Raw genomic sequence first — 14187 nt, forward strand, 5'->3', positions numbered from 1 at the left:
AGTTCTCTAGACCGCAACCAGCCTGACGCTGGCGCCTTCACCAACCCCCAGTACATCCGCAGCCTCAGCCGACAATGTCACCGGCTTGCCGGGAACCCAGTCCAGGTCGGCAACGATGGCGCGAAAGTCCTGCAACTGGCCGTTGCTGACCAGGTATTCGCGACCGCCCTTGCCTGCCTCACCGATGCGTACAGGCACCACGCGGCTCTGGGCAATGGAACGGATACCCGAAGTGCGCGCGTGCAACGTCGGGCCACCGTCGAAAATGTCGATGTAATGGTCGGTCTCGAAACCCTCACGCATGAGGATGTCGAACGTCACCTGCGCACGCGGATGCACCAGGCCCATGGCTTCCTGAGCACGGTCGGGAAGCAGTGGCACATAGATCGGGTAATGCGGCATCAGCTCGGCGAGGAAAGTGCGGCTCTTCAGGCCACACAGACGCTCCGCCTCGGCATAGTTCATGTCGAAGAAGTTGCGCCCGACCGCATCCCAGAACGGCGAGTCGCCGTGCTCGTCACTGTCGCCGACGATTTCCACCACCACCGCATCGGCGAAACGCTCGGGGTGGCTGGCGAGGAACAACAGACGGGCGCGGGAGTTGAGTTCGGCGTAAACGCTGTCAACCAGCTCAGGCTGCACATAGAAACTGGTGAGCAGGCTGTTGCCGGTCAGGTCGTGGCACAACGAGAGCACGTGAATCTTGTTGTGGATCGACAACGAGCGCGAGGCATGCACGAATGTCTCGTTACGGAAGCTGTAGAAGGGCTCCGAGTAACCCGCCGAGGCAACGATGCCGGAGCAACCAAGCAGGCGACCACTGGCACTGTCTTCGAGGACGAAGAAATAGCTTTCCTCGCCATTGAAGCTGACCTCCGCCGTGAAGGATGCCTCCGAGGCGGCGATCTTGTCGCCCAGACGACTGGCATCGTCCGGCAAGGACGTGACGCCAACCGGGCTGTCCGCCGCCAGCCGTTGCACTTCGGCGAGGTCGGACAGCTGCGCGGGACGCATGACCAGCATGGCCTTACTCCTTTCCAAGAAAGCGCTTAGGGCCTGTCAAAGGAGCGGCACAGCAACCCCGGCGCATGGCATGAGGTCGAGGCCAGTTCACGAGACGTTGAACAGGCGCTGATGAATAAAAGCTCCAAACAGCTCGCGAGAGCCCCCTGGAGAAACGTCGGGACGAGGCCCAACCGCACATGAAATCGCTCATCCTGAGAACAAGGCGACACCTCCCTGTGCCGCCGATCCAGCGCCGCGCCATCGCACGGCACTTCTATCAACCCTGCATCAACCCTGCATCAACCCTGCATCAACCCTGCATCAACCCTGGACCAGCTTGGCCACGGCACGTTCGAAACGGTCCAGACCTTCGGTGATGTCCTCGTCCTCGACCACCAGGCTCGGGGCGAAACGCACCACATCCGGGCTGGCCTGCAGCACCATGAGGTTCTCCGCCACGGCAGCATCGAGCACGGCCTTGGCCTTGCCTTTCCAGGCGTCATTCAGCACGCACCCGATCAGCAGGCCCATGCCACGTACTTCATTGAACAGGCCATAACGCTCACCGATAGCCAGCAGACGCGTCTTGAACTGGTCATGCTTGGCCTTGACCCCGTCCAGTACCTGCGCGGTGTTGACGATATCCATGACCGCCTCGCCGACCGCACAGGCCAGCGGGTTGCCACCGTAGGTGGTGCCATGGGTGCCGACGGCCAGGTGCTTGGCCAGGTCGGTGGTAGTCAGCATCGCGGCAATCGGGAAGCCACCACCCAGGCTCTTGGCGCTGGACAGGATGTCTGGCGTGACGCCGTAGTGCATGTAGGCGAACAGTTCGCCGGTCCGGCCCATGCCGGTCTGCACTTCATCGAAGACCAGCAGGGCATTGTGCTCGTCACACAGCTTGCGCGCGCCTTCCAGATACGCCTGATCCGCCGGCACCACACCGCTCTCACCCTGGATCGGCTCCAGCACCACGGCGCAGGTCTTGTCGGAAATCGCCGCCTTCAGTGCTTCCAGATCGTTGTAAGGCACATGGGTGATGCCTTCGATCTTCGGCCCGAAGCCATCGGAATACTTGGGCTGGCCGCCAACGCTGACGGTGAACAGGGTCCGACCATGGAAGCTGTTGGTGGCCGCGATGATCTCGTGCTTCTGCGGGCCGAAACGGTCATGCGCTACACGACGTGCCAGCTTGAAGGCCGCTTCGTTGGCCTCGGCGCCGGAGTTGCAGAAGAACACGCGCTCGGCAAAGGTCGCGTCCACCAGCTTCTTCGCCAGACGCAGGGTCGGCTCGTTGGTGAACACATTGGAAATATGCCACAGGGTATTGGCTTGCACGGTCAGGGCATTGACCAGGGCCGGATGGCAGTGACCCAGCACGTTGACCGCGATACCGCCGGCGAAGTCGATCAGCTCTCGACCGCTCTGATCCCAGACTCGCGAACCCTGGCCACGCACCGGAACGAAGGCGGCGGGAGCATAGTTGGGGACCATGACCTGGTCGAAATCGGCGCGTTGCACCGGATCGTGCTGAACGGACATCGGAGCTCTCCTGATAAGGAACACCGGCACTCAATGGCAGGTGATGAAACGATTGTAGGGATTGATAACGGGCCCGCATTGCCGCCAAGCGACAACTTATTACAGCGGCAACCCGTGATTTTCCGAGGCTTGCAGCAATGCGACAGAAAGCAGCGGAATTGCGCAGTTTAAACGCAGCCAAGCCCTGGCGGGCCATAGCCCGGGAAATTTGTCACAGCGCGGTGAAGAACAGGCTCAACCGCGCTCGGAGGTGCTCGGCGCGATCTCGAATGGACTGGTGCTGCGACGCTGGTTTCGGTCTTCGCGTGGCGTGGCGCCGAAGAAGTTGCGATAGGCACTGGAGAAGTGAGGACCGCTGGAAAAACCGCAGGACAAGCCGATCTGGATGATCGATTTGCTGGTCTGCATCAGCAACTGGCGGGCCTTGTTCAACCGTAGCTCCAGGTAGTATTGGCTGGGCACGCGATTGAGGTACTGCTTGAAGATACGCTCCAACTGCCGGCGCGAGACGCACACATGGGTGGCGATTTCATCGGTGGTCAACGGTTCTTCGATGTTGGCCTCCATCAGCAGCACCGCCTGGGTCAGCTTGGGGTGGCTGGAGCCGATGCGATTCTGCAGGGGAATGCGCTGACGCTCGCCGCCTTCGCGAATGCGCTCGACCACCAATTCCTCGCTCACCGCACCCGCCAACTCGGCACCATGGTCACGCGCCAACACCGCCAGAAGCAGATCGAGCACCGCCAGACCACCACACGCCGTCAGGCGATCACGGTCCCAATCGAACAGGTGGCTGGTGGCAATGACCTTGGGGAAGCGCTCGGCGAAGTCGTCCTGCCAGCGCCAGTGCACGGCGGCACGGTAGCCATCAAGCAAACCGAGCTGGGCCAGCGGATAGACCCCGGCAGACAGCCCGCCGATCAGGCAACCGGTTCGCGCCATCTGCTTGAGCGCCGTAGCCAGGGGCGGAGAAATCGATGCGGGCGGCTCATCCGCCAGGAGGAAAACCCGCTGACACCCCTCCAGTCGCCCCACCCACTGCTCGCCCGGCATGCGCCAACCTTCGTCGGGCATCCGGTCGGCCTGCAGGAAGCGCACTTCGTACGCCACCTCGGGGTGCACGCGCTGCGCCACGCACAGGGCTTCCTCGGCCAGGGCCAGGGTCATGGGCCGTGTTTCAGGCCAGATCAGGAAACCGATGCAGTGGGCAGTGGCTGTCATGGGAGCAGTCTAGGGTCCGTTGTCGGTAAAAGGCCAATTCAAGCTGCGTAAAAACTGCCGTGGCGAAGAGAACGCATTGAATCTACTTGAGGCTGCCGGAAAGAAACTGCTTGAGCCGCTCGGATTGGGGATTGGCCAGCACTTCTTTCGGGCAACCGGTTTCTTCGACAACACCTTTATGCAAGAACACCAACTGATTGGAGACCTCGCGAGCAAAGCCCATCTCGTGGGTCACCACCACCATGGTGCGCCCCTCGAGTGCTAGGTCTTTCATCACCTTGAGCACTTCGCCCACCAACTCCGGGTCGAGCGCCGAGGTCGGCTCGTCGAACAGCATGACCTCGGGCTCCATGGCGAGCGCGCGGGCGATTGCCACACGCTGTTGCTCGCCGCCACTCATGTGCGCCGGGTAGGCATCCTTGCGGTGCGCCACGCCTACCTTGGCCAGGTAGTGCTCGGCCTTTTCCAGCGCTTCTTTTTTCGACATGCCCAACACATGAACGGGCGCTTCGATAACGTTTTCCAGCGCGCTCATGTGCGCCCACAGGTTGAAGTGCTGGAACACCATCGCCAGGCGCGAGCGCATGCGCTGCAACTGTTTAGGATCGGCCGCCTTGAGCGCACCATCCTTGTTCGCCACCAGCTTGAGCGCTTCGCCGTTGAGCAGAATCTTGCCGCCATGGGGCTGTTCGAGCAGGTTGATGCAGCGCAGGAAGGTACTTTTGCCCGAGCCGCTGGAACCGATGATGCTGATGACGTCGCCCGCCTTCGCTGCCAGAGAAACGCCCTTGAGCACTTCATGGTCGCCGTAGCGCTTGTGCAGATCCTGAACTTCGAGTTTGTACATGGTCTCGACTCTCGATAGCGAATTCGGTGAGGGCGCGGCTCAAGCCTTGCGCGGCGCCATATAGGCCAGCCAGCGGCGCTCGGCCAGCTTGAACAGGCGCACCAGGATGAAGGTCAGGCACAGGTAGAACGCCGCGGCGGTCAGGTAAGCCTCGAACGACAGGTAGTACTGCGCGTTGACGGTCTTGGCCGCGCCGGTGATGTCGATCAGGGTCACCACCGACGCCAGGCTGGTGGTGTGCAGCATCATGATCACTTCATTGCTGTACTGCGGCAGCGCGCGACGCAGGGCCGATGGCAGCAGGATGCGGCGATACAGCTTGATGCGCGACATGCCCATGGCCTTGGCCGCCTCGATCTCGCCATGGGGCGTAGCTTTCAGGCTGCCGGCGAGGATTTCCGCGGTATAGGCACTGGTGTTGATGGCGAAGGCCAGGCAGGCGCAGAAGGTGGCATTCGACAGCCAGGGCCACAACACGCTGTTTTTCACCGCATCGAACTGGGCCAGACCGTAGTAGATGAGGAACAACTGCACCAGCATCGGCGTGCCACGGATCACGTAGGTATACAGCCAGGCCGGAAAGTTGATCGCCGGGTGCTTCGATACCCGCATCAATGCCAGCGGCACCGCCAGCAGCAGACCGAACGCCAGGGCGATCAGCAACAATTTGAGGGTTACCAGCACACCGCCGAAATACAGCGGCAGGCTGTCCCAGATCACGGCGTAGTCGAAGATCACAGGAGCGCCCTCACAGTTCGGCAGCCTTGATGCCGGTGGAATAGCGCTTCTCCAGCAGGCGCAAGCCCAGCAGGGAAACGGTGGTCAGCACCAGGTACAGCGCCGCCACGGCCAGGAAGAAGGTAAAGGGCTCACGCGTCGCATCGGCCGCGCTCTTGGCCTTGAACATCATGTCCTGCAGGCCGATCAACGACACCAGCGCGGTGGCCTTGGTCAGCACCAGCCAGTTGTTGGTGAAGCCGGGAATGGCAAAGCGGATCATCTGCGGCACGAGGATGCGGAAGAACACCTGCCCACCACTCATGCCATAGGCTGCGCCCGCTTCGGCCTGCCCCTTGGGAATGGCCATGAACGCACCCCGGAAGGTTTCCGAGAGGTACGCACCAAAGATGAAGCCCAAGGTGAACACGCCGGCAACAAACGGGTTGATATCGATGTAGTCCTCATAGCCCAGCAACGGAGCTACACGGTTCACCATCTCCTGGCCGCCGTAGAAGATCAGCAGGATCAGTACCAGATCGGGAATGCCGCGAATCACCGTGGCGTAGGTCTCACCAAGCAACGCCAGCCCGCGGCGAGGCGACAGGCGAAAAGCCGCCCCGAGCAGACCGAGGACAATAGCCACCGCCATCGAGGACAGGGCCAGACCCAGGGTGAGCCAGGCGCCATCGAGAATGGTCGAGCCGTAGCCGTTGAGCATGAGTGCAAAACCTCAGGGAAGCAGGAGGACGTGCCCGTGGGCAGCGGGTCGGGACAAGGAGCCAACGCCCTGCCCCGCCCTGCGGACTACCTTCCCGGAAGGAAGGCGTCAGCCGTTACTTGCCGTAGACGTCGAACTGGAAGTACTTGTCCTGTACGGCCTTGTACTTACCGTTGGCACGAATCGCCAGAATGGCGGCGCTGATCTTATCCGCCAGGGCCTTGTCGCCCTTGCGCACGGCAATGCCCTGGCCTTCGCCGAAGTACTTCTCATCGGTGAAGTCGGGGCCGACGAAAGCGAAGTTCTTGCCGGCATCGGTCTTGAGGAAGCCGTCGTCGATATTCACCGAGTCCGCCAGGGTGGCGTCCAGGCGCCCCGAGGTCAGGTCGAGGAACACTTCGTTCTGCGAGCTGTAGCGCACGATCTCGGCACCGGCAGCGGCGAAGACATCGGTGGCGTAGCGGTCATACACGGAGGAACGCTGCACGCCGATCTTCTTGCCTTTGAGGTCGGTCTGCGGGTCGTTCATCTGGCTACCCGCCTTCATCGCCAGCTTGGCCGGGGTCGCGTAGTACTTGCCAGTGAAGTCGACCGATTTCTTGCGGTCATCGGTGATCGACATGGACGACAGGATCGCATCGAACTTGCGCACCTTGAGAGCCGGGATCAGGCCATCGAATTCCTGCTCGATCCACTTGCACTCGACCTTCATCTCTTCGCACAGGGCCATGCCGATGTCGTAGTCGAAGCCGGTGATATTGCCTTCCGGTGTCTTGTAAGCGAAGGGCGGATAGGCCGCTTCGATACCAATGCGCAGCGGTTTTTCAGCCGCCTGGACCAACGCGCTGAATGCGCAAAGCGCCAATGTGCCGAGAAGCAGGACCTTCTTCATGTAATGACTCCTTGGAATGGGAACAGCATAGGGCAGGAGGAAATTCGCCAGGCCGTGCTTGAATTGTAGAAAGTGTCGCCGTGTTTGCTGCCAACAGGCTGGCAAAACACCACAGGCCGAGTGGGCGGCATTCTAGCGGCAGGGGGAAGACCGATATTTCTTCAAAGCGACAACTAATTACAGAACCGCCAGCCACACAGGCGCAGCATATTGACAGGCCAAAAAAAACATGACCAGAGAGAAATGAAGTTCAACCGATCAAAAAAGCAATAAACACGCCACAAAAAGCAAAAGCCTTCTAGATCGGGCCATCCGGGGACTTTGTATTTTCGCGAACGCGTCACAACAGGCGCTGGTTGTTCCCTGACTGCCCAACCTGGTGCACGCCAGGTTACAGAACCCGCGGTAACACCTGGAGAAGTCGATATTCATCGGCCACGCTCGCCCGCTGAATGCCCCAGGTGCTACTCACGTCGCCAATTGTAAGCGTCATCGCCAAGCACTAGACTCGCGCTCCATGACACGCTACTTGCGGCTCTGCCTCATTCTCCTGCTGACCCTGGCGCTTCCTCTCAAAGGAATGGCGGGAGTGCAATCGCCTGCCGAGCCATGCCCCATGCAAGCCATGGGCATGACGGTGATGGCCGGGATGGAGATGGACTGCTGCGACGACACGAAAAGCCCCAGCGAACACGGCAAGCCCTGCAAGGCAGGCCAGGAATGCAAGACCGGCAGCATGCTGCAGGTCTCGGTTATCAAAACCCCGCTTACACGCCCCAACACCACCGCCCCCGCTTTCGTCAGCGACATCCTGCCCATCCAGCCGCCTGCTGGGGTGTGGCGACCTCCCTGCGCCTGATTCCTGCTCCACGCTGAGCCCCACTCCGTTTGCGCGGAGTGGCGTAGCTGCGCGCCTACCTGGCGAGCAGCGGATCACTGCAGGAATCGATAAAGATGAACTCCACGTGCCATTGCACGGGCTGGCCCCTCGTGGTCGGCCTACTGGCGGCTGCGCTTGCGCTGCCAGGTCATGCCGCCCCCCTGACGTTCGATGAGGCCTTGCGGCTGGCCGAAGACAACGCGCCGTCGCTGATGGCGCAAGATGCCAAGTACCGCGCGGCCAGCAGCGCGGCCATCGCAGCCGGCGAGCTGCCAGACCCCAGCCTGGTACTCGGCGTGCAGAACTACCCGATTGGCGGCCCGGACCGCTGGGACATCGACCGTGACGCCATGACCATGCGCATGGTCGGCATCAGACAGGAGGTGCCCAACCGCGACAAGCGCGAAGCTCGCATCGAGGTCGCGAATGCCGGCATTGATCGCGCTGCTGCCGAACGCCGTATTGCGCGCCTGAATATCCGCCAGTCCGTAGCACTGGCCTGGATCGGCAGTTACTACGCAGAGCGCAAGCAGGCTGTCCTCCAGGACTTCCACAGCGAAAATCGCCTGCTGGCCGACACGGTTCGTGCGCGGATTGTCGGCGGCAGCGCTCAAGCTGCCGACGCCGTAGCACCCAAGCAGGAAGCAGCATTACTGGAGCAGCGGCAGGACGACCTGGCGCGTCAGCAGGCACAAAACAGGGCCGCCCTCAGGCGCTGGATCGGGCCGGCCGCCAACGACACGCTGGCAGGCGCCCCACCCGAATGGCCGGTCGATGGTTCGGACTACCACCACACGCTGCAAGCCCACCCCGAACTGGCAGCGTTCGCCCCCATGGCCCGCGAGGCACAAGCCAGAATTCGCCAAGCCAAAGCAGAAAAACAGTCTGACTGGAGCTGGGAGGTTGATTACCAGCACCGTGACAGAGAGTTCGGCGACATGGTCAACCTGCAACTTTCATGGACCCTGCCCCTTTTTCCCGACACCCGGCAAAACCCGCTGATCGCCGCCAGCCTGGCCCAAGCCGAACAACTCGAAGCCGAGCGCGAAGCCCTGTCACGTGAGCATATCCAGCAACTGGAAGACGAACTGGCCAACTACGCCAGCCTGAATCGCGCCGTACGGCGTAACCACGACAGTCTGATCCCCCTGGCCGAAGAGAAAGCCGCGCTCAGCCTGAGCAGCTATCGCGCCGGCAAGGCGGACCTGGCCTCGGTGATCAGCGCACGCCGTGAACTGATCGAAACCCGCCTCACGCAGATCGACACCGAAGAGCAGCGAGCCCTTTCCAATGCCCGCCTGCATTTCGCCTACGGGGAGTACGCGCAATGAACCGCTCACGCCATAAAGCAGCCCTGCTTTGCTGTGCATCGCTCGTCCTCGGTGGCGGCGCCGGCTACTGGCTGGCCCGGCAGCCACACGCGGCAGCAACAGCCGAGTTGACGAACGCCACCCCCACTGAACGCAAGCCCCTGTACTGGTACGACCCGATGTACCCACAGCAGAAATTCGATGGCCCGGGTAAATCACCGTTCATGGACATGCAACTGGTCCCCCGCTACGCCGAGGACACAGGGAACGACAGCGCCGTGCACATCGATCCCGGCCTCGCGCAAAACCTGGGAATGCGCCTGGCAACAGTCACTCGCGGTGTACTCGCGTCGCAGCTGGATGTGTCCGGCACCCTGACGCTCAACGAACGGGATGTCGCCATCGTCCAGGCGCGTACCTCTGGTTTCGTAGAGCGGGTCTATGCCCATGCACCAGGCGATGTCGTCACGGCCAATGCCCCGCTGGCCGATATCCTGATTCCCGAATGGGCCGCGGCCCAGGAAGAGTTTCTCGCGCTCAAACGCAGTGGGGATGCCGGCTTGCTGGCGGCTGCTCGTCAACGCCTGCGCCTCACGGGCATGCCACCAGCATTGATTGCCGAACTGGAGCGGAGCGACCAGGTACGTCCCGTCCTGACCCTGAGCAGCCCGATTGGCGGTGTGCTGCAAGAACTGAACGTTCGCACCGGCATGACAGTGGCTACCGGCCAGACGCTGGCACGCATCAATGGCCTGGATAGCGTGTGGCTGGCCATGGCGGTTCCGGAAGCGGAGGCAGGATCGATTGCGCCAGGGCAAAAGGTCGACGTGCGCTTGCCGGCCTATCCAGAAAAGGTCCTGCACGGCACCATCAGCGCGATTCTTCCGGAAGCCGATCCGGGCAGCCGCACCCTTCGGGTACGCGTCGAGCTGCCCAACCCGGATGGACAACTCAGCGCAGGCCTCACCGCGCGGGTCAGCATCGTACGCTCGACCCCGCAACCTGTCCTCTGGCTCCCCAGCGACTCCATCATCCGCACCGGGCGCCGCGCACTGGTCATGCTCGTCGAAGACGCGGGGCATTATCGACCGCAAGAAGTACAGGTCGGGCATGATGACAACGGCAAAACCACGATAGTCGCCGGGCTGAGCGAGGGACAGCGCGTGGTGGCGTCCGGGCAATTCCTGCTCGACTCGGAAGCCAGCCTCAGGGGCATGCTTGCACGACCGCTGGATGCCCCCGCACCAAGCGCCACGAGCCCTGCGCTGCATGAAACGGAGGGGCGCATCATCGAGATCGGCGCGGGTAGCATCACCCTCGCCCACGGCCCATTCAGCACACTGGGCATGCCCGGCATGACCATGACCTTTCCCCTGGCGACAACCGAATTGACGCAGGGCTTCCAGGCGGGTGACAGCGTGCACTTCGCCGTGAGCAGCACCGACACCGGCCTGCGTGTCGAACGCCTGGAGAAGATGGAGGGGCAACCATGATCACGTCGTTGATCCGCTGGTCGGTCGCCAATCGTTTTCTGGTATCCCTGGCCACGCTGTTCATCACGGCGTGGGGCATCTGGTCGGTGCAGAACATGCCCATCGATGCGCTGCCGGACCTGTCCGACGTGCAGGTGATCATCCGCACCCCATACCCCGGACAGGCGCCACAGATTGTCGAGAACCAGGTGACGTACCCACTGACGACCACCATGCTCTCGGTGCCGGGCGCACGGAATGTGCGGGGTTACTCCTTCTTTGGCGACAGCTTCGTGCATGTGCTGTTCGACGACGGCACCGACCCGTACTGGGCGCGCTCACGGGTCCTGGAATACCTGAACCAGGCGCAGAGTCGCCTGCCGGCCGGCGCCAAGCCGGCACTGGGGCCGGACGCCACCGGTGTCGGCTGGATCTTCCAGTACGCCCTGGTCGACCGCACGGGCGGCCACGACCTCGCGCAGCTGCGGGCCCTGCAAGACTGGTTCCTCAAGTTCGAGCTCAAGACCCTGCCAAACATTGCGGAGGTGGCCACCGTCGGCGGCATGGTCAAGCAGTATCAGGTTCAGCTGGACCCGTTGAAACTTGCCAGCCTGGGCATCACCCAGGCCGACGTGACCGCTGCAATCGGTCGGGCAAACCAGGAAACCGGCGGTGCAGTGCTGGAAATGGCGGAGGCCGAATTCATGGTGCGGGCCTCCGGTTACCTGAAAACACTCGATGACTTTCGCGCCATTCCGCTCAGGCTGAGTGCAGGCGCCATACCGGTCACCCTTGGCGATGTCGCCAGCGTACAGACCGGACCGGAGATGCGCCGCGGCATCAGCGAGCTGGATGGCGAAGGCGAAGCGGTGGGTGGCGTGGTGATCCTGCGCAGCGGCAAGAATGCCCGCGAAACCATCCGCGCCGTGAAAGACAAGCTGAACGAACTGCAGAAAAGCCTGCCGGCGGGCGTGGACGTCGTCACCACCTACGACCGCAGCAAACTGATCGACCGCGCCGTGACCAACCTCAGCCACAAGCTGCTCGAGGAATTCATCGTGGTCGCACTGGTCTGCGGGACCTTCCTCTGGCATCTGCGTTCATCACTGGTGGCGATCATCTCCCTGCCAGTCGGCGTGCTGATCGCCTTCATCGTTATGCGCCACCAGGGAATCAACGCCAACATCATGTCCCTGGGCGGTATCGCGATTGCCATCGGTGCCATGGTCGATGCCGCAGTGGTCATGACCGAGAATGCCCACAAGAAAATCGAAGCCTGGCACCTCGCCCATCCGGGCAAACAACTGCATGGCGAACAGCACTGGCGCGTGATCACCGAAGCCGCCGTCGAGGTTGGCCCTGCCCTGTTCTTCTGCCTGCTGATCATCACCCTGTCGTTCATCCCGGTATTCACCCTGCAGGCACAGGAAGGCCGTCTGTTCGCCCCGCTGGCGCTGACCAAGACGCATGCCATGGCCGCTGCCGCTGGCCTGTCGGTAACGCTGGTGCCGGTATTGATGGGCTACTGGATACGCGGCCAGATCCCCGGCGAGCGACACAACCCGCTCAACCGCTGGCTGATCAGGCTCTACGAGCCGGCCCTGAATGCGGTACTGCAGCGCCCGAAAGCGACGCTACTGATCGCGCTTCTGGTCTTCGCCAGCGCCTGGTGGCCGATATCCCGATTGGGAGGTGAGTTCCTGCCACCACTGGACGAAGGCGACCTGCTCTATATGCCCTCGGCGTTACCTGGGCTGTCGGCACAAAAAGCTGCGCAGTTGCTGCAACAGACCGACCGGCTGATCAAGCGTGTACCGGAGGTCGAGCACGTCTTCGGCAAGGCCGGCCGCGCCGACACCGCCACCGACCCGGCGCCCCTGGAAATGTTCGAAACCACCATCGTGTTCAAACCGCGCGAACAATGGCGACCGGGCATGACCCAGGAAAAATTGGTGGCGGAGCTGGACCGGACCGTGCGCATTCCGGGCCTGACCAACCTGTGGGTGCCGCCCATCCGCAACCGCCTCGACATGCTCGCCACGGGCATCAAGAGCCCCATCGGGGTGAAAGTTGCCGGCGCCGATCTGCAGCAGATCGACGCTACCGCCCGGGCCGTCGAGCGTGCTGCCCGCAGCGTGACCGGGGTCAGCTCGGCATTCGCCGAGCGTCTGAGCGGGGGCCGCTACATCGATGTGGATATCGACCGCGTGACCGCTGCGCGTTACGGGCTGAACATCGATGATGTGCAGGCCATAGTGGCCGGTGCCATTGGTGGCGAAAATATTGGCGAGGTCATCGAAGGACGGGCCCGCTTCCCGATCAACGTGCGCTACCCCCGCGAATGGCGGGACTCGCTCGATGCGCTTGAACGACTGCCGCTGTATACCGCCCAAGACAGTCAGATCACCTTGGGCACGGTGGCGAAGATCGAGGTCAACGAAGGGCCGCCAATGCTCAAGAGTGAAAACGCACGGCCATCGACCTGGGTGTACATCGATGTGCGCGGGCGCGATATCGCCGCCGTGGTCGCCGACCTGCGCCAGGCTGTGAATGAGCAGGTCACGCTACAGCCCGGTATCAGCCTGAGCTACTCCGGGCAATTCGAGTTTCTCGAACGGGCCAACGCCCGGCTCAAGCTGATGGTCCCCGCTACGCTGCTGATCATTCTGGTGCTGCTCTACCTGACCTTCGGCCGCCTCGATGAAGCCCTGCTGATCATGGCCACGTTGCCATTTGCCCTGACCGGTGGCGCCTGGCTGCTGTACCTAATGGGCTACAACCTCTCGGTCGCCACGGGTGTCGGCTTCATCGCCCTGGCGGGTGTGGCCGCCGAGTTCGGCGTGATCATGCTGCTTTATCTGAAAAATGCCTGGTCCGCCCACCTGGCGCTCGGCGAGCATAACGAGCCGGGGCTTGTCGCGGCGATTCGCGAAGGCGCGGTACAACGTGTACGGCCCAAGGCGATGACCATGGCGGTCATCATTGCCGGTTTACTGCCCATCCTGCTCGGCAGCGGCACCGGTGGCGAAATCATGAGCCGGATTGCCGCACCCATGGTCGGCGGCATGCTCACTGCGCCCTTGCTCTCCCTGTTTGTCATCCCGGCAGCCTATCGTTTGATGCGCCGCCGCGACCTACCGATCACTCACACCCCAGCAAAAGGAAACACCCCATGAAAACGATATTGACTGCAATCGCGGGCGGCCTGGTCGTCGCACTCGCCCTGTCTGCCCAGGCGCAAGGCATGCAAGAAATGGAAGGCATGCAGGCAACCCAGCGGGCACCGGTCGCCAAGGCTGAAGGCGTGATCAAGACCGTCGATCTGACCGGGCACAGCGTGACCATCGCCCACGGTGCGGTTCCCAGCCTGCAATGGCCACCGATGACCATGCCCTTTGCCGCCACCGAGGAGCAGTTGGCCGGCTTGAAGAGCGGAGACGCCGTCACGTTCACCTTTCGCATCGAAGGCGGTCGTGCGGTGATCGACTCCATCAAGAAGTAAGACTGATGACCGGCCACGCGCGTGTGCCGGTCATGTCCCGCAAAGCAAAAAGCCCCGGCTTGTGGCCGGGGCTGTTCA

At 62.4% G+C, this 14187-nt stretch carries 12 protein-coding genes; 5 read left to right on the forward strand and 7 right to left on the reverse strand.

Features of this window, described 5'->3' with window-relative positions:
• Nucleotides 1–6 precede the first annotated feature (6 nt).
• The 7 genes from aruF to ACWPW0_RS15735 all read right to left on the reverse strand — a co-directional run bounded on the left by aruF (nucleotide 7) and on the right by ACWPW0_RS15735 (nucleotide 6945).
• The gene (gene aruF / locus ACWPW0_RS15705; RefSeq protein ID WP_447592834.1) at nucleotides 7–1023 is read right to left on the reverse strand and encodes an arginine/ornithine succinyltransferase subunit alpha; all 1017 of its coding nucleotides are present in this window, start codon (nucleotides 1021–1023) and stop codon (nucleotides 7–9) included.
• Nucleotides 1024–1326: 303 nt separating this feature from the next.
• Nucleotides 1327–2547 carry an aspartate aminotransferase family protein gene (locus tag ACWPW0_RS15710; protein ID WP_447592836.1) on the reverse strand — a complete coding sequence of 407 codons (1221 nt, stop codon included), beginning with the start codon at nucleotides 2545–2547 and terminating at the stop codon, nucleotides 1327–1329.
• A 234-nt stretch (nucleotides 2548–2781) separates the two neighbouring features.
• A complete protein-coding gene (locus ACWPW0_RS15715) occupies nucleotides 2782–3768 on the reverse strand; it encodes a GlxA family transcriptional regulator (protein ID WP_447592838.1) in 987 nt (328 codons plus the stop codon).
• A gap of 82 nt (nucleotides 3769–3850) precedes the next feature.
• Entirely contained in the window at nucleotides 3851–4615 is a 765-nt protein-coding gene (locus ACWPW0_RS15720; protein WP_447592839.1) for an ABC transporter ATP-binding protein, read from the reverse strand.
• Nucleotides 4616–4654: 39 nt separating this feature from the next.
• A complete protein-coding gene (locus tag ACWPW0_RS15725) occupies nucleotides 4655–5353 on the reverse strand; it encodes an ABC transporter permease (RefSeq protein ID WP_447592840.1) in 699 nt (232 codons plus the stop codon).
• Between the two features lie 10 nt (nucleotides 5354–5363).
• On the reverse strand, nucleotides 5364–6053 hold the full coding sequence (locus ACWPW0_RS15730) for an ABC transporter permease (RefSeq protein WP_454255793.1): 690 nt from the start codon (nucleotides 6051–6053) through the stop codon (nucleotides 5364–5366).
• Nucleotides 6054–6168: 115 nt separating this feature from the next.
• Nucleotides 6169–6945 carry an ABC transporter substrate-binding protein gene (locus tag ACWPW0_RS15735; protein WP_447592843.1) on the reverse strand — a complete coding sequence of 259 codons (777 nt, stop codon included), beginning with the start codon at nucleotides 6943–6945 and terminating at the stop codon, nucleotides 6169–6171.
• A 517-nt stretch (nucleotides 6946–7462) separates the two neighbouring features.
• Between ACWPW0_RS15735 and ACWPW0_RS15740 the strand changes: the two genes are divergently transcribed.
• The 5 genes from ACWPW0_RS15740 (at nucleotide 7463) to ACWPW0_RS15760 (ending at nucleotide 14109) form a co-directional block, all read left to right on the forward strand.
• Nucleotides 7463–7804, forward strand: a complete 342-nt coding sequence (locus tag ACWPW0_RS15740; protein ID WP_454255794.1) for a hypothetical protein — start codon at nucleotides 7463–7465, stop codon at nucleotides 7802–7804.
• Nucleotides 7805–7899: 95 nt separating this feature from the next.
• Nucleotides 7900–9156 (forward strand): TolC family protein, encoded by a 1257-nt coding sequence (locus ACWPW0_RS15745; RefSeq protein WP_454255795.1) that lies wholly within the window; start codon nucleotides 7900–7902, stop codon nucleotides 9154–9156.
• Nucleotides 9153–10628 carry an efflux RND transporter periplasmic adaptor subunit gene (locus ACWPW0_RS15750; protein WP_454255796.1) on the forward strand — a complete coding sequence of 492 codons (1476 nt, stop codon included), beginning with the start codon at nucleotides 9153–9155 and terminating at the stop codon, nucleotides 10626–10628. The genes ACWPW0_RS15745 and ACWPW0_RS15750 overlap by 4 nt, the downstream gene beginning before the upstream one ends.
• Nucleotides 10625–13783: an efflux RND transporter permease subunit gene (locus ACWPW0_RS15755; protein WP_454255797.1), complete on the forward strand. Its 3159-nt coding sequence runs from the start codon at nucleotides 10625–10627 to the stop codon at nucleotides 13781–13783. The genes ACWPW0_RS15750 and ACWPW0_RS15755 overlap by 4 nt, the downstream gene beginning before the upstream one ends.
• Nucleotides 13780–14109 (forward strand): copper-binding protein, encoded by a 330-nt coding sequence (locus ACWPW0_RS15760; protein WP_454255798.1) that lies wholly within the window; start codon nucleotides 13780–13782, stop codon nucleotides 14107–14109. Before ACWPW0_RS15755 ends, ACWPW0_RS15760 begins: the two co-directional genes overlap by 4 nt.
• Nucleotides 14110–14187: the final 78 nt, after the last annotated feature.

This window comes from Pseudomonas sp. Marseille-Q8238, assembly GCF_965111915.1.